The sequence below is a fragment of the Thermosynechococcus sp. NK55a genome, assembly GCF_000505665.1.
Taxonomy (GTDB): Bacteria; Cyanobacteriota; Cyanobacteriia; order Thermosynechococcales; family Thermosynechococcaceae; genus Thermosynechococcus.
Window position 1 is genome coordinate 1,783,872 of the sequence record NC_023033.1, and the last position, 15,967, is coordinate 1,799,838.

A 15,967-nucleotide genomic window follows, 5' to 3' on the forward strand; every position below is an offset into this window, starting at 1 on the left:
AAATTGATGATCTTCTCTTCACCAAGGGAGAGATAGAGCTACCACAGAGCGAGGACGTCTTCCCTGGGAAATCACCTGAGGAGAGTATTACTAAAGAATTGGTTGTTTCATCATGCCAAGACCCCCGCGATCGCTATTGCTATGCTGAAGTGCTGATTTAGCAAGGATTCCTTGAGGGGAAGCATGACTTGCACGGGCTTGGGTTGAGGCCAAATACACTCCCCTGGTTCCAGCCATGTGTGGGCATGAAGACTAGTTGCCACCGTAGAGGAGTAATTCAGTGGGAGAAGATGGAGAAAGTTGGCAGAAGTGGCGTGGACGACAATAGACCTCTTGTAAAGATAGCTGTGCTGTGGCTAAAAATCCAGTGTGATTCTCCCAAAAGCCATAAATCAACCGCCAAGACCGTAAAGAATTGCAACATGTGCCCTTGTGGGGTTAAGGAGCAGAAGAATTGCCTATAATACTGTGAGCACGCCAATGCTTGAGGGAGTTGACGTTGACCACGACTGTTTTTCAGACCACCAAATCCCAAGAAATTTTTGCCGCTGCCCAAAAACTCATGCCCGGTGGCGTCAGTTCACCTGTGCGTGCCTTCAAGTCCGTCGGCGGCCAGCCCATTGTCTTTGATCACGTCAGGGGTGCCCACATTTGGGATGTGGACGGCAACCAATACATTGACTATGTGGGGTCTTGGGGACCCGCGATCGTTGGCCATGCCCATCCTGAAGTCATTGACGCCCTCCATGCCGCCCTCGAAAAGGGAACTAGCTTTGGTGCCCCCTGCCTGCTTGAGAATATCTTGGCGGAAATGGTGATTGCCGCTGTCCCTAGCGTTGAGATGGTGCGCTTTGTGAATTCCGGAACCGAAGCCTGTATGGCAGTGCTGCGGCTAATGCGTGCCTATACCCAGCGGGAAAAAGTGATCAAATTTGAAGGCTGCTACCACGGCCATGCTGATATGTTCTTGGTCAAGGCGGGGTCAGGCGTCGCCACCTTGGGTTTACCCGATTCTCCCGGCGTGCCGAAAGCAACCACCGCCGCAACATTAACGGCGCCCTACAACGATCTGGAAGCGGTCACTCGCCTCTTTGAACAGTATCCCAATGATATTGCGGGTGTGATCCTTGAACCCGTGGTTGGCAATGCTGGCTTTATTCCCCCCGATGCGGGCTTTCTCGAAGGACTGCGGGAGCTGACGAAACAATATGGCGCCCTCTTGGTCTTTGACGAAGTGATGACGGGCTTTCGCATTGCCTATGGCGGTGCCCAAGAAAAATTTGGGGTCACACCGGATCTAACTACCCTCGGAAAAGTGATTGGCGGTGGTCTGCCCGTGGGTGCCTATGGTGGTCGCGCTGACATTATGAAGATGGTGGCGCCTGCGGGGCCTGTGTATCAAGCGGGTACCCTCTCTGGCAATCCCTTGGCAATGACAGCGGGCATTAAAACCCTGGAAATTCTCAGCCGCCCCGGCAGCTATGAGTACTTGGATCGGATCACGGGCAAGCTGGTACAGGGACTTTTAGACGCTGCCCGGGAGTTTGGCCACGAGGTGTGTGGTGGGCACATCAGTGGTATGTTTGGCCTCTTTTTCACCGCTGGTCCGGTGACCAACTATGATCAAGCCAAGCAGTCCGATTTGAAAAAGTTTGCTGCCTTCCACCGCGGCATGCTAGAGCAGGGGATTTACCTTGCGCCATCCCAGTTTGAAGCGGGCTTTACCTCCCTTGCCCATACGGAGGCGGATATTGAGCGCACCATTGCGGCGGCGCGGACAGTCCTGAGTCAGCTTTGAGTCTTTACCGTGGCGGCAAGGAGCACCACATCCATTAAGTCCTCAAGGTTGAGGCAGGGAAAGACCATGACATCTCCCAATTGATGAATGGCTCGGCTGCTATCTTCTGCCAAGGTAATCACGGGGAGTTTTCGCAGTTTGGGGTGATTCTCCAGATGGGGGACTTCCGCAGCGGGCAAGTCCCAAATCAGAACGTCAGGCTGCCAAATATCCACCAAGAGATCGGCCTGTTCAAGGTCTTCTGCTTCGAGAAGCCGCAGGTGGGGTAGACTAATTTCATGGAGTAAACCGAGGCGAAGTACCGTCTGATTCAGGAGGGGATGCTCAAAGGTTGGTTTTGCCGCTGGAGAAGTCAGTCGCGGAAAACACCAGCGATCGAGGACATCGATCAGCAGACTGGGATGACTACTCAAGGGCAGCCGTTGCACAAAACCGGTCAGGCCCAAAGGAGTGGCCTCATCGGAGAGGATAATCAATGGCACAGTGGCAGTGAAGGGACTGGTGGCAAGACTTTCAACCACATCAGCCAGAATGAGACTACTGGCGGGGCGGACGATAATTGCTGTGGGTTGCAGTTGCTCCAGCTTATCCAGCGCTTCAAGGGGATGGCGAGCGACCATATATCCGTAATGGCTGTCTCGCAATGCGGCAGTGGTGTGCATGATCCACGTGGCATCATTACTGATTAAAAGGATCAATTGAGCTGTAGTGGGCAATTCAGGGGGAAGTTCCTCCCTAAAGGGCAGCAGCACTGTCCACTCACTCCAGCGATCGGCTTGGGCGATAAAGGAAAGCTCACCATTGTGGAGACGACAGAGTTGGTGGGCTAGCATCAGCCCCATTGTTACTTCGGCGTAGTCCTCGAGGCATTCGTGTAGCAGGCGATCGTGATCCTGAAGAGGAATACCATGTCCCTCTTCCCACAGTTGCAACGCCAGCCAATTTTGCCAGCGACTCAAGCGCAGTCCATAGCGATCGCTGGGAAAGAGCATCAGCCACCCTAGGAGATGGCCAAGAATCTGCCGTAGCCGCAAAGCGTCGCCCCAGAGGTAGACATGACTCAAGGGCTGATCAATTTGCCAATGCCAACTCGGCGGGGTCAGATTGTAGAGATGCTCCGCCAACTCCTGCGATCGCAACCACAAATCCGCCAGTTCTACAGTTTCCCATTGCAATTCCAACTCTCGCCAGAGGGCGCGGGTGTAGTCCTGCCATGCCTGAATGAGGCGATTCATTTGCCAACCGCTACGCTGGATTAGGGCAAGGTAGTCCTGTTGCTCGGGTAGGGGGTGTTGCCACAGGAGTTGGGTAAGGCCGAGGATTGCCGTTAGGGGGTTTTTGAGTTCATGTCCCAAGCTCAGGAGGAGGCGCTTTTGCTGATGGAGGCGGAGTTGCTGCAAGCGGGTGGGGGTCGTTGGATCAGCCTCTTGGCGCTGTTGGGCAAAAAATACCCAATAGCGATCGCTAGCGATCGCCACACTGCTCTGTGCTTTCTCCCAGTCCAACGACATTAAATTCAAGGGAAATGAGCACACCTGCCAGAGCGATCGCCCCTCTAGTGCCTGACAACTCATGCCCTCAAATTTAGTCTGTACCAGCGGCAAAAAGTCAGTTAAGTATTCTGACCAAGCATGATTTTGCCAAATCACTCTCCCTTGGGCGTTTTGAATTTGTACTGGCAAAGGCAATTGTTCAATCACTGCCAGCCAAGGCAAAGGGGGCTGGCAGGCCCAATGATAGAGCAAGCGTCGCTGATCCAGCAGTCCCACAAAGCACTCCTGTGCATCCACAACCGCAATATAGGGGGGCATCTGGGCTTGAGTGCGCAGCCATTCCTGAAACTGCAATAGCGTCCACACTGCCGGTACCCCCACCACGGGCGATCGCCAAGGAGCCGTCACACTGCCTACCGCGAAGTCGGCTAACGTCCCTTCCCGCTCCAAACTCAAAGCCAACCCCCAGCCCTGCACCACCCCCACAGGTTTTTGCCCCTCATCCACAACGACGATCGTTTCTGGGAGGGTTTCTTGCCAACGCTGATACACCTCCTTGAGAGACAGACCGGCCCCCACCGCCATTGCCGGTTCAGTAAAGCTCGCTAGGGAGAGGGAATTCATGGATACAGTCCTTTTCTGAACTGGGGTACATCAAATAAGGAGATAGGATGCCCTGCCACTGGTTTTTCCATTGTTGAGTGTGTTTTGTACTGGCGAGCCTAAGCTTGTAATGAAATGGCAACAGGCCTCCAGAAGACCCTGTCACCACCTGCGGGAAAGTGATAGGATGCTATCAGATGCAAACTCCAGTTCTGAAAGCACGTGGCGCAGTCAACCGCACTAACAATTTGTGGCTTAGTTTACTCGCCCGCTATTGGCCAAGAACTCGTTCGTTTGCACACCTCTGATATTGATGAGCTGGTTTACTTTTCAAGCGAGAGAGAGTTTTGTAACTATTTAGAGGCACGGCGCAATAGCATCGCTTGTTTAATTTTAGAATGGGGAGAGGGGACTCCGCAAATCATTACCTATCTTCACCACAGCGCCACCCTATTGCCCGCCATCCTCATTTTCCCAGCCACACCAGCCCCTCCACCCGTCGGTCCCCACTATCACATTGCTGAAGTGATTTTGACAACCGATCAGCTGGATCAGCTCAACCGTCAAATTGAGGAAGCCATCACAGGCTTTGTCAAGCTCTGTCCGGGATGTGCAGTGCCGCCCCATGTCCTGTTTCGCATGCCAGCCCTCAAAGAGAGCAGTAATGTTGACCCCCAGCATCGTCTTTCCCAAAAATTGAAGGAGCGACTCGGCTACCTGGGGGTGTATTACAAACGAGATACAGCATTTTTTTCCGACGGATGTCCCCTGCCGATAAACGCAAACTGCTGGACGAATTGCGCTCAATTTATCGTACCATTGTCCTTGAATACTTTAACACCGATGCCAAAGTTAATGAGCGCATTGACGAGTTTGTTAGTAAAGCATTCTTCGCAGATATTTCTGTTTCCCAAGTGCTAGAGATTCACGTCGAACTCATGGATAACTTCTCCAAGCAACTCAAACTCGAAGGCCGCAGTGAGGACATTTTGCTCGACTATCGCCTGACGCTGATTGATGTGATCGCCCATCTGTGCGAGATGTATCGTCGTTCCATTCCGCGGGAGGTGTAATGCCGATGGCCCCCTTGCGGAAAACCTATGTTCTCAAGCTATACGTTGCCGGTAACACACCCAACTCAGTGCGGGCTCTAAAAACTCTCAATAACATTCTTGAAAAAGAATTTAAGGGAGTCTATGCCCTCAAGGTAATCGATGTCCTCAAAAATCCCCAACTGGCTGAGGAAGATAAAATTTTGGCCACGCCTACCCTTGCCAAAGTCCTACCGCCCCCTGTACGCCGTATTATTGGGGACTTGTCCAATCGTGAGAAGGTGCTCATTGGCTTAGATCTCTTGTATGAAGAGATTGGTGACCAAGCCGAGGATGACTTAGGCTTGGAATAGGCACAGTTCTTAGAGTCTCTCAGCTTAGAATAGCTTTTTGGAATTTTTGTGCAATACCGAATCTAAAAATCTTCTATGACAAACCTACCCGAACATCAGTCCAGTCCAACGGAGCAGTCCTCGGCGGAAGTCAAGAAAATCCCGACGATGATTGAGGGCTTTGACGATATCAGCCATGGGGGACTTCCCCAAGGACGCACCACCTTAGTCAGCGGCACTTCAGGCACAGGGAAGACCCTTTTTGCAGTTCAGTTTCTCTACAATGGCATTACCATTTTTAATGAGCCAGGTATATTTGTTACATTTGAAGAATCCCCCCAAGATATTATCAAAAACGCCCTCAGTTTTGGCTGGAACCTGCAAAGTCTGATTGACCAAGGCAAGCTATTTATCCTGGATGCTTCTCCGGATCCCGATGGCCAAGAGGTGGCTGGTGACTTTGACTTATCTGCTCTGATTGAGCGCATTCAGTATGCCATTCGCAAATACAAAGCAACCCGGGTCTCCATTGATTCGGTAACAGCGGTTTTCCAGCAATACGATGCGGCCTCGGTGGTGCGGCGGGAAATTTTTCGCCTGGCTTTTCGCCTCAAGCAACTGGGCGTGACCACGATTATGACCACCGAGCGGGTAGATGAATACGGCCCTGTGGCGCGTTTTGGTGTTGAGGAGTTTGTCTCCGATAATGTGGTTATTTTGCGTAATGTTCTTGAGGGAGAACGGCGGCGGCGCACGGTTGAAATTCTCAAGCTGCGGGGCACCACCCACATGAAGGGGGAATATCCCTTTACAATCAACAACGGTATTAACATCTTCCCGTTGGGGGCCATGCGCCTGACCCAGCGCTCATCGAATGTGCGGGTGTCTTCAGGGGTCAAGACCCTCGACGAGATGTGTGGCGGTGGCTTCTTCAAGGATTCGATTATTTTGGCCACGGGCGCTACGGGTACTGGCAAGACTCTCTTGGTCAGTAAATTCTTGGAGACGGGCTGCCAACAGGGAGAACGGGCACTGCTGTTTGCCTACGAAGAATCGCGGGCGCAGTTGTCGCGCAATGCCTCCTCTTGGGGCATTGATTTTGAGGAGTTGGAACGGCGGGGTTTGTTGCGGATCATTTGTGCCTATCCAGAGTCAGCGGGGCTTGAGGATCACTTGCAAATTATCAAGTCGGAGATTGCAGACTTTAAGCCCTCACGGGTGGCCATTGACTCTTTGTCTGCCTTGGCGCGGGGGGTGAGTAACAATGCCTTCCGGCAGTTTGTTATCGGGGTTACTGGATTTGCCAAACAGGAGGAAATCACTGGCTTTTTCACCAACACCACGGATCAGTTTATGGGGTCCAACTCGATTACCGAGTCCCATATCTCCACAATTACAGATACGATTTTGCTTTTGCAGTACGTGGAAATCCGCGGTGAGATGTCCCGGGCAATTAACGTCTTTAAGATGCGTGGTTCTTGGCACGACAAGGGGATTCGGGAGTATGTGATCACTGAGAAGGGGGCAGAAATCCGCGATTCCTTCCGCAACTTTGAGGGGATTATTAGCGGTACCCCCACCCGCATTTCCGTGGACGAGAAAACAGAGCTGGCGCGAATTGCCAAGGGGATGCAGGATCTAGAGAGCGAGTAGCCCCATGCAGTTAAACCAAGTCATTGTCGTGCACAAGGCGGGCGATCGCCAGAGCAAGGAATGGGCAGATCGCGCTTCCCGTCAGCTGCAACAGCGTGGCGCCAATGTGCTTGTGGGGCCGAGTGGGCCTAAGGACAACCCCTACCCCGTCTTTATGGCTTCAGTGACAGAGCCGATTGATCTGGCCGTTGTTCTGGGGGGAGACGGCACCTCCTTAGCCGCGGCACGGCATCTAGCGGCGCCTGGGGTTCCAATTCTAGCAGTGAATGTGGGGGGGCATTTGGGGTTTTTGACGGAGCCGCTGGAGTTGTTTCGCGATATGGAGGCGGTTTGGGAGCGCCTTGAGCGGGACGAGTACGCGATGCAACAGCGGATGATGCTGCAGGCCCAGGTTTTTGAGGGGTCAAAGGCTCATCCTGAAGCGGTGGGCGATCGCTACTATGCCCTCAATGAAATGTGCATTAAGCCGGCCTCTGCTGATCGCATGATCACTGCCATCCTCGAGATGGAAATTGATGGCGATGTTGTGGATCAGTACCAAGGGGATGGGTTACTGGTGGCCACCCCTACCGGCTCCACCTGCTATACGGTCGCCGCCAATGGCCCCATTTTGCACCCGGGGATGGAAGCCCTTGTGGTGACGCCCATTTGCCCTTTGAGTCTCTCTAGCCGCCCCATTGTCTTGCCTGCGCGCTCCTCAGTCAGCATTTGGCCGTTGGAGGATCACAGCCTCAATACCAAGCTGTGGATGGATGGCGTACTGGCTACCTCCATTTGGCCAGGACAGCGGGTACAGGTGACAATGGCCGATTGTCAAGCTCGCTTTATCATCCTGCGGGATCACTACTCCTTTTATCAAACCCTACGGGAGAAGTTGGCCTGGGCAGGGGCACGGATTCCCTATCACAACAATCACCGCAATTAGATCACAACCGCCCCCACAGAAGGTCTCTATAATTAGGGGCATTCCTCACTCAACCCTTGTTATGATTCTCAGTCCTTTTGAACGCGCTGTTCTTGGCCAAGAGGCGGAAGCCCTGGTTGATCAGTTGTTAGAAATTGGGATTGCCCTCTCTGCCAGTCAATCCCTAGAGGAACTGCTGCATCTGATTCTGACGAAAAGTCGCCAAATTACTGCTAGCGATGCTGGCACGATTTTTCTAGTTCAGCGCGAACGGGCGGTGCTGGAATTCAAGGCAGCTCAAAACGATAGCGTCACCCTTCCTGAGCAAGTGCAGGACTATACCGTACCCCTCACCGCCGATAGCTTGGTGGGCTATGCCGCTCTCACGGGGGAATCGCTGAATATTGCCGATGTGTATGCCCTTAAGGGGAGCGAGATGTACCAGTTCAATCGTTCCTTTGATGAAGCCCTACACTATCGAACCTGTTCGGTGCTGGTGGTGCCGATGCAAAATGTCAGTGGTGAGGTGATTGGCGTTCTGCAACTGATTAACCGCAAGCGATCGCCCGACACCCTACTGACACCGGAAACCAGCGTGGCTCTCACCCAGCCCTATAGCCCTTGGGAAGAACACATTGTGCGATCGCTGGCTAGTCAGGCCGCTGTGATTATTGAGCGCAACCATTTACTTGAAAGTATTGAACAGCTCTTTGAGGGATTTATCACCGCTTCGGTTCAAGCCATTGAGACTCGGGATCCAGTAACCGCAGGGCATTCCGAACGGGTGGCAGCTCTGACGGTGCGCCTCGCCGAGATCACCAGTGCCACCTCTAGGGGCGTCTTTCGCGATGTTTTCTTTAGCGATCGCCAGCTACAGGAAATCCGCTATGCTGCCCTGCTCCACGATTTTGGCAAGGTGGGCGTGCCGGAGGCGATTCTCAACAAGCAAAAGAAAATTTACCCCGAACAACTGGAGGTCATTCGCCAACGCTTTGCCCTTGTCCGCCGCACCCTGGAAATGGAAACCGCTCAAGCTAAAGTCAATTATTTACTCTCCCATCCCCATCAGCTCCATACCCCAGAACAGGGGTGTCAGCACTGCGCTTTTCTACGACAGCTCGACCAAGAACTCCAGCAACAACTGCACACCTTAGAGAACTACTGGCAATTGCTGGAGCAGGCCAATGAGCCGCGAATTCTAGAGGAAGAACCCCTTGCCCGCCTGCAGGAATTGACCCAGTTTTATTATCGTGGCGTTGATGGCGAACTCCATCCCCTCATTACGGCCACTGAACTTGAACAACTCTTGGTGCGCCGTGGCAATCTCACCCAACAGGAACGACGGATCATCGAAGCCCACGTGACCTATACTTACCAGTTTCTTGCCCGTATTCCTTGGACCCCCCATCTTAAAAATGTGCCAATCATTGCCTATGGTCACCATGAGCGCTTGGACGGCAGTGGCTACCCACGGGGTATTGGCGCAGCCGAAATTCCTCTCCAAACCCAAATGTTGGCGATCGCTGACATTTACGATGCCCTCACAGCCAAGGATCGCCCCTACAAAAAGAGCCTACCAGTGAATAAGGCCCTAGAGGTTTTGTGGCAGGAAGCCAAGGAATTTAAGATCAATCCCGATTTAGTGGAACTCTTTGAGCAGCAGGAGGTCTTTCGGGTGCTGGGGCACCAGCGCTAGGGCTAATTGGGGGACGATTGCAAAAACGAGACTCTCCAAAGCGTAGCTGCCAGCCAATTGGTACAGGTATGGGCAACGATCGCTAAGAGTAAATTATTCGTTACCACGGCACTATAGGCAAAGAATCCGCCAACAATGGTTGCCCACAGGGCATAGGGCCACTGCTGCCGGGAGCCAGCGTGCAAAATGCCAAAGCACACAGAACTGCCAATAATCCCTGCCCAGTTGAGCCCCAAACTCGGTAGGAGCACCCCGCGAAAGAGCAGCTCTTCACTAAGGCCGGGCAGAATGCCAATCCAAAACAGATCAGGCCACAGCAGTGGTGAAAGCACAAGTTTCAGGTAGGTATCTGACGCGTGGCGGTAGGCAGGCCAGAGGCGATACAAAATAGCGCCGATGCCGGTAATTCCTAGGCAGAGGGCAATCCCTAAAGCCACTGCCCAGACATCCCAGCGCAGCGGCAGAAGTCCGCCAGAAAAGGGGGTAAATAACCACACCCGCGCCAAAATCAGCCACAGGATGGCCGTTAACGCCATGGCCACTAAGACCTGTGTACGACTCAGGGGCTCATCGGGCAGGGGGAATTCCTCCATAGGCCTACGCTTTCTGGAACTGACCAAATTGGAAGTGATAGACCTCTTCCTCTTTTTCCGAGATCAGTTTCAAATCTGAGCAGGGGCGGGCCACACAGAGGAGGACATAGCCTTTTTCCCGCAGTTCGGGACTCAGCCCCATCGCATCCCCGTGATCCACGGTACCCTCCTGAATTTGGGCAGCACAGGTGGTACAGACTCCGGCATTACAGGAACTCGGAAGATCAATTCCCGCAGCGGTGGCCGATTGCAGGATGGGTTTATCGGCACTGGCTTCAAAGGTGTAGGTTTGTCCTTGGTGCAGGATCTCAACACGAAAGGCTTGGGTCATTCTGGCAGTGAGCTATGACGCAACATCTTCCCTATTATCCCCCGAATCCTCGCGATCGCTGGCTTCCTCGGGGGCAGACTTCAACCATGTCCGCACAGGATCAGGAATCGCTACTCGCTGGCGTTGGGGCAGTTGCAGGCAAATGTGCTGCGTCTGGGCAATGGCTACCCGATCCCCCGCCCCGTTGTAGAGAGTATAGGCCAGTTGAAAACGGCTACTATCCAGTCTTTGGGGGTCAATGGTCACCCGCAGGCGATCACCACAGTAGAGGGGTTTCAAAAAGCGCATCTGCGCCTCCGTAATCGGCACAATCAGGCCACTGTTGCTGAAAAATTGCCGCAGATCTACCCCCAACTGGGCAAGGGCATCCTCATAGGCCTCGTGGCAAAACCGCAGCAGATTGGCAAAGTAAACGACCCCAGCCGCATCGGTATCCGCAAAATGAACCGTGCGCTGATAGTCGCGCAGGGGTGGTGTATTCATCTATCGCCATTCCATCGCCATCCCATCGGGTTGTCCAACACCAGCCATCGGCAAAAACACGCCACAGCCTTTATTGTTAATATTAGGGTACAGCTTTTTTGCAAACCATTCGCATACCTAAACCGATGAGTAACAAAGGCAGTTCTGATCTTCGACTTCTTTTAAGCACGCTGGTGATCAGCGGCTTAGTCGCAGGACTGGCCTATTGGCAACTCAGTCAACACTGGACGCCCTCCCCCGATCAAAAGGCTGGCTCCCCCCTACAGACCACCACCTCCAAGTGGCAAAAAATTGCCCTTGCGACGACGCTGCGGGGCCATCAAGATGAAGTGAACGCGATCGCCCTTAGTCCCGATGGCAATTTACTCGTCAGTGCTGGCGACGATCGCAGGCTGTATTTTTGGAACTTGGCCACGGGAACTCCCCTAGGACAAGCCAAAGGTCACACCGACTGGATCTATGCCCTTGTGATGACTCCCGATGGTCAAACGGTGATTAGCGGCAGTAAAGACAAAACCATCAAACTATGGGGGGTGGGCGATCGCCAACTCCAAGCCACCCTCAGTGGCCACCAAGATTTTGTGAACGGCTTAGCCCTCAGTCCCGATGGCCGCACCCTTGCCAGTGCCAGCTATGATCACACTGTCAAACTGTGGGATGTCCCGAGCCGTCAGGAAATCACTACACTAAAAGGCAATGAGGGCATCATGCTCAGCGTCGCCATCAGTCGAGATGGGCGTTTTTTAGCCACCGGTGGCGTGGATCAGCTCATCCGCATTTGGGATTTGCCCTCCCGCCGACTCCTGCGCACCCTCGAAGGACACACCAGCGATGTCAATAGCCTCGCCTTCACCCCCGACAGCAGCCAACTGGTCAGTGGCAGTGACAAAGATGGTATCAAAGTCTGGAACCTCACCACAGGAGAACTTCAGCAGCAGTTTGGCACCGAGGGCGGGCAAGTCTTTAGTGTGGCGGTGAGTCCCGAGGGCAGCACCATTGCCAGTGGCCACAGCGATCAAACTGTCAAACTTTGGTCCCTCTCTGGTCAGTTATTGCGTAACCTCAAGGGACACTCTGGTGCCGTCTACAGTGTCGTCTTTGGTCAGGATCAACTGATCTCCGCCAGTGAAGACAAAACCATTAAAGTGTGGCGTCTCTTTCCCGAAACCCCATAGAGAACTCGTAGGTCTCAGCTGTGGAATAAAAAAAACGGCTAAGACCCCCAAGAATCTTAGCCACTGAGAACAACGGCTTGAATTTTTTTAGCCCACACTTCCCTCTAGCTTCAGGCTCAGCAGGCGATCGGCCTCGACTGCGAATTCCATCGGCAGTTGATTAAAGACATCGCGACAGAAGCCACTAATCATCATTGAGACGGCATCTTCAGCGGAAATTCCCCGCTGGGCAAAGTAGAAGAGTTGATCCTCGCCAATTTTCGATGTTGAAGCCTCATGCTCCACCTGGGCAGTGGGGTTTTGCACCTGAATATAGGGGAAGGTATTGGCGGCTGCGGTATCCCCAATGAGCAGCGAATCGCATTGGGAGTAGTTGCGTGCCCCTGTGGCCTTGGGGCCAATTTTCACGAGGCCGCGATAGCTATTTTGGGAGTGTCCTGCCGAAATGCCCTTGGAGACAATCCTGCTGCGGGTATTTTTCCCAATGTGGATCATCTTCGTGCCCGTGTCCGCCTGCTGGTAGTGATTGGTGAGGGCCACCGAGTAAAATTCACCCACGGAGTTATCCCCCACCAAGACACAACTGGGGTATTTCCAAGTAATGGCGGAACCCGTCTCCACCTGTGTCCAGGAGATCTTGGAATTGCGGCCAAGGCAGAGTCCCCGTTTTGTTACAAAGTTGTAAATGCCCCCCTTGCCATTTTCATCGCCGGCATACCAGTTTTGCACAGTGGAGTATTTGATTTCGGCATTGTCCAGAGCCACCAGCTCCACCACTGCCGCGTGGAGTTGATTGGTGTCAAACATGGGAGCAGTACAACCCTCAAGATAGCTCACATAGCTCCCCGCATCGGCAATGATCAGCGTGCGCTCAAACTGACCTGACTCACCGTTATTGATGCGGAAATAGGTGGATAGCTCCATTGGACAGCGGGTATTCTTGGGAATATAGACGAAGGAGCCATCGGAAAAAACGGCGGAGTTTAAGGCAGCATAGAAGTTATCGCCAATGGGAACAACACTGCCTAAGTATTTCTGCACCAACTCGGGATATTCCTGGAGGGCTTCAGAAATGGAGCAGAAAATGATCCCCTGCTTGGCCAGCTCCTCGCGGAACGTGGTGGCTACTGACACGCTATCGAAAATGGCATCTACGGCCACATTGGTGAGCCGCTTTTGCTCTGAAAGGGGAATCCCCAGTTTTTCAAAGGTTTCCAGCAGGACAGGATCTACTTCATCCAAGCTTTTTAGCTTTTCCTTCTGTTTTGGCGCTGAGTAATAGACAATGTCTTGATAGTTGATGGGGGGATAGCTCACCCGTGGCCATCTGGGCTCGCTCATCTTCAGCCATTGGCGATAGGCACGCAGGCGAAACTCCAGCATGAACTCTGGCTCGTTTTTCTTGGCGGAGATGAGGCGAATAATGTCCTCGTTGAGACCCTTGGGAATGGTTTCCGTCTCAATTGGGGTAACAAAGCCGTATTTATAGGGCTGATTGACGAGGGATTGTACCGTTGCCGACATCGAGTGTTCTCTTGGGTGAAGGAATGGCTAAAACTTAGAGTATATTAAGCAACGAGGTGGTTGCTTTATCTCTAGGACTAATTTAGCAACAAAACGGTTGTTTTAGTCAAGGGGGCGTTGCGTGACGCTCACATCGGATACTAAACAGGACATCTTACACTGCCTTCTCCGCGACGGTCACCTCAGTGCTCAGGAGTTGGCGGCTCAACTGGCAATTAGTCCGCAGGCGGTGCGCCGGCATCTCAAGGATTTAGAGGCGGAGCAACTGGTGACCTATGAAGTCCTGTCGGGTACGGTGGGACGTCCCCAATACCGTTACACGATTAGCGAGGCGGGACGGGAGGAACTGCGGCAACTGCAACTGCGCCAACAGTCCACTCATCCCAAGGGTTTTGCCCTTGAACTCTTGGAATCCGTAGCAGCAACCCTTGGTCCAGAGCAGATGCAGGATGTATTGCAGGCAGCTTGGCAACGCAAGGCACTGGCCTATCGCGAGCAAATGGGGAGCGGCACCTTGGCGGAACGCTTGGCGCGGCTGGTGGCACTGCGGCAACAGGAAGGTTATATGGCAGAGTTTTACCCCGTGAGTGAGCCTACAGGTGCCTATTTGTTTACGGAGTACAATTGTGCGATTTCCGCCGTTGCTCAATCTTTTCCCACAGTCTGTCATCATGAGTTAGAGATGTTTGCGATCGCCCTAGGGGATTGTGCTGTCGAGCGCACCCATTGGCTGGTGGATGGTGAACATCGTTGCGGTTACCTCATCCGTCCCTTGAAGTAGCATGGCTTTTTGTCCACCTACCTTTGTCCAGCAGAGCCTCACCACAGCAATGGGCCGTATGGTCTATTACACCCCCAGCGATCGCTACTGGGGGCCAGTGCCATCGCGACCTCCCCTTGTCTTTCTCCACAGCTTGGGGGGTGGCTCTAGCCACTATGAATGGTCCCAGGTGTATCCTGCCTTTGCACCCCATTACCGCGTCATTGCCCCGGATCTCATTGGTTGGGGGGAATCCGACCATCCTGCCCGCGACTACACCAGCAGCGACTACTGGTTAATGATTGCGGAACTGCTGCGAATGCTGGGAACGCCCGTTACCGTTGTCGCCTCCTCCTTGACGGCAGGGATTGTTGTGCGGTTGGCGATTCAGCAACCCCATCTCTTTAAGTGTTTGTGTCTGGTCTGCCCCAGTGGGTTCAATGACTTTGGCGAAAATCAAGGACAGGCGATCGCCAATGCCCTCCTGGGTGTACCAATCCTTGATCGCCTTATTTACACCCTTGCTGCCGCTAACCCCTTGGCGGTGCGCAACTTCCTCACCCAATTTATTTTTGCTGATTCCCAACGGCTGCGCTCGGAAACCGTTGAAGCCTACCTGGATGCCGCCTGTCGTCCCAATGCCGAATGGGCAGCTCTGGCTACCCTGAAGGGAAATCTCTCCTTTGATCTCAGTCAGTATTTACCCCAGTTAACCATCCCCACCGTAATTCTCTGGGGAGAAAAGGCAAAGCTCACGCCCCTCTCCCTTGGTGAGCGACTCTACGCCACCGCCCGCGATCGCCTGCAACCGTTTCGAGTGATCCCCGAAGCAGGGGTCTTGCCCCATCTGGAGCAACCCGAATGGGTGATTTACAGCCTGCGGCGCGATTTGTTGGTTTGAGCTGTCCCCGCTACAGGTATCCTAGAAGTATTGCTTGAAGTGTTGATGCAATGGCAGAAATTCAATTTATCCGTGGCGTTGATGAAGAAGTCGTTCCCAATGTGCGTTTGACGCGGGCACGGGATGGCAGCAGTGGTCAGGCCATCTTTTACTTCGACAATCCCAAAGTCGTCCAAGAGGGTAATCTGGAGATCACCGGGATGTACATGGTGGACGAAGAAGGGGAAATTGTGACCCGTGATGTCAATGCTAAGTTCATTAACGGCCAGCCCGTTGCCATTGAGGCCACCTACACCATGCGCAGCCCCCAGGAGTGGGATCGCTTTATTCGCTTTATGGATCGCTATGCCGCTAGCCATGGCCTTGGCTTCCAGAAGTCTTAGCAGTCTCAAATTGATCGGGTGCCGATTCAAAAGGATTGTGCTAGCTTAAAATTACGATGCTTTTTTGTCTTTATTCAGGAGGCAAGGCATCTGCAAATCCTATAGCGATACAGTAGGGATATCAATGGATTATCTAGAGAGCCTGCTTGACACCCTCAAATCGTGGTTAAAAAAACTATTGGAACTTCTAGGGGGCGCCGAACCTACCCCCGAGCTGGAGCCGATTCCGATTCCCGTGCGCGATCGCCAGTAAAGCAACGGCCCTAAACAGAATTGAGTCGCCTGA

The 15,967-nt window shown here is 53.2% G+C and carries 16 protein-coding genes and 1 pseudogene; 12 read left to right on the top strand and 5 right to left on the bottom strand.

What is annotated here, in order from left to right; translation table 11 throughout:
- The first annotated feature begins 562 nt into the window (after nt 1-562).
- Nucleotides 563-1,798 (top strand): glutamate-1-semialdehyde 2,1-aminomutase, encoded by a 1,236-nt coding sequence (gene hemL / locus NK55_RS08690; RefSeq protein WP_315862939.1) that lies wholly within the window; start codon nt 563-565, stop codon nt 1,796-1,798.
- Here the strand turns inward: hemL and NK55_RS08695 are convergent.
- Nucleotides 1,789-3,915 carry a HAMP domain-containing sensor histidine kinase gene (locus NK55_RS08695; RefSeq protein ID WP_024125370.1) on the bottom strand — a complete coding sequence of 709 codons (2,127 nt, stop codon included), beginning with the start codon at nt 3,913-3,915 and terminating at the stop codon, nt 1,789-1,791. The genes hemL and NK55_RS08695 overlap by 10 nt on opposite strands.
- Before the next feature lie 201 nt (nt 3,916-4,116).
- On the opposite strand from NK55_RS08695, the pseudogene NK55_RS14305 reads away from it, so the two are divergent.
- From NK55_RS14305 to NK55_RS08720, 6 genes and pseudogenes are all read left to right on the top strand, one after another.
- A pseudogene (locus tag NK55_RS14305) lies at nt 4,117-4,440 on the top strand (circadian clock protein KaiA); the annotation flags it as partial.
- Nucleotides 4,441-4,655: 215 nt separating this feature from the next.
- On the top strand, nt 4,656-4,967 hold the full coding sequence (locus tag NK55_RS13845) for a circadian clock protein KaiA (RefSeq protein WP_255325240.1): 312 nt from the start codon (nt 4,656-4,658) through the stop codon (nt 4,965-4,967).
- Nucleotides 4,968-4,972: 5 nt separating this feature from the next.
- Nucleotides 4,973-5,299 (top strand): circadian clock protein KaiB, encoded by a 327-nt coding sequence (gene kaiB, locus NK55_RS08705; protein ID WP_011056333.1) that lies wholly within the window; start codon nt 4,973-4,975, stop codon nt 5,297-5,299.
- 75 nt (nt 5,300-5,374) lie between these two features.
- Nucleotides 5,375-6,931 (top strand): circadian clock protein KaiC, encoded by a 1,557-nt coding sequence (kaiC, locus tag NK55_RS08710; protein ID WP_011056334.1) that lies wholly within the window; start codon nt 5,375-5,377, stop codon nt 6,929-6,931.
- Between the two features lie 4 nt (nt 6,932-6,935).
- Nucleotides 6,936-7,856: an NAD(+) kinase gene (locus NK55_RS08715; protein WP_024125371.1), complete on the top strand. Its 921-nt coding sequence runs from the start codon at nt 6,936-6,938 to the stop codon at nt 7,854-7,856.
- A 61-nt stretch (nt 7,857-7,917) separates the two neighbouring features.
- Nucleotides 7,918-9,531, top strand: coding sequence for an HD family phosphohydrolase (locus NK55_RS08720; protein ID WP_024125372.1), 1,614 nt, complete (start codon nt 7,918-7,920; stop codon nt 9,529-9,531).
- Nucleotides 9,532-9,533: 2 nt separating this feature from the next.
- Here NK55_RS08720 and NK55_RS08725 read toward each other — a convergent pair whose 3' ends face one another.
- From NK55_RS08725 to NK55_RS08735, 3 genes are read right to left on the bottom strand one after another with little or no spacing between them, the layout of a single operon-like run.
- On the bottom strand, nt 9,534-10,124 hold the full coding sequence (locus NK55_RS08725; RefSeq protein WP_024125373.1) for a CPBP family intramembrane glutamic endopeptidase: 591 nt from the start codon (nt 10,122-10,124) through the stop codon (nt 9,534-9,536).
- A gap of 4 nt (nt 10,125-10,128) precedes the next feature.
- Nucleotides 10,129-10,455 (bottom strand): 2Fe-2S iron-sulfur cluster-binding protein, encoded by a 327-nt coding sequence (locus NK55_RS08730; RefSeq protein ID WP_024125374.1) that lies wholly within the window; start codon nt 10,453-10,455, stop codon nt 10,129-10,131.
- 12 nt (nt 10,456-10,467) lie between these two features.
- Nucleotides 10,468-10,938, bottom strand: a complete 471-nt coding sequence (locus NK55_RS08735) for a thioesterase family protein (protein ID WP_024125375.1) — start codon at nt 10,936-10,938, stop codon at nt 10,468-10,470.
- A gap of 125 nt (nt 10,939-11,063) precedes the next feature.
- On the opposite strand from NK55_RS08735, the gene NK55_RS08740 reads away from it, so the two are divergent.
- Entirely contained in the window at nt 11,064-12,113 is a 1,050-nt protein-coding gene (locus NK55_RS08740) for a WD40 repeat domain-containing protein (RefSeq protein WP_024125376.1), read from the top strand.
- Nucleotides 12,114-12,200: 87 nt separating this feature from the next.
- On the opposite strand, the gene sufB is transcribed toward NK55_RS08740, so the two are convergent.
- Nucleotides 12,201-13,637 carry a Fe-S cluster assembly protein SufB gene (gene sufB, locus NK55_RS08745; RefSeq protein ID WP_024125377.1) on the bottom strand — a complete coding sequence of 479 codons (1,437 nt, stop codon included), beginning with the start codon at nt 13,635-13,637 and terminating at the stop codon, nt 12,201-12,203.
- A gap of 121 nt (nt 13,638-13,758) precedes the next feature.
- Here sufB and sufR point away from each other — a divergent pair, with 121 nt between their 5' ends.
- The 4 genes from sufR to NK55_RS14055 all read left to right on the top strand — a co-directional run bounded on the left by sufR (nt 13,759) and on the right by NK55_RS14055 (nt 15,934).
- On the top strand, nt 13,759-14,418 hold the full coding sequence (gene sufR / locus NK55_RS08750) for an iron-sulfur cluster biosynthesis transcriptional regulator SufR (protein WP_024125378.1): 660 nt from the start codon (nt 13,759-13,761) through the stop codon (nt 14,416-14,418).
- Between the two features lies 1 nt (nt 14,419).
- Nucleotides 14,420-15,298 (top strand): alpha/beta fold hydrolase, encoded by an 879-nt coding sequence (locus NK55_RS08755; RefSeq protein ID WP_024125379.1) that lies wholly within the window; start codon nt 14,420-14,422, stop codon nt 15,296-15,298.
- A 50-nt stretch (nt 15,299-15,348) separates the two neighbouring features.
- Nucleotides 15,349-15,681, top strand: a complete 333-nt coding sequence (psb28, locus tag NK55_RS08760) for a photosystem II reaction center protein Psb28 (protein ID WP_024125380.1) — start codon at nt 15,349-15,351, stop codon at nt 15,679-15,681.
- A gap of 124 nt (nt 15,682-15,805) precedes the next feature.
- Nucleotides 15,806-15,934 (top strand): hypothetical protein, encoded by a 129-nt coding sequence (locus NK55_RS14055; RefSeq protein WP_024125381.1) that lies wholly within the window; start codon nt 15,806-15,808, stop codon nt 15,932-15,934.
- The last annotated feature ends 33 nt before the right edge of the window (nt 15,935-15,967 follow it).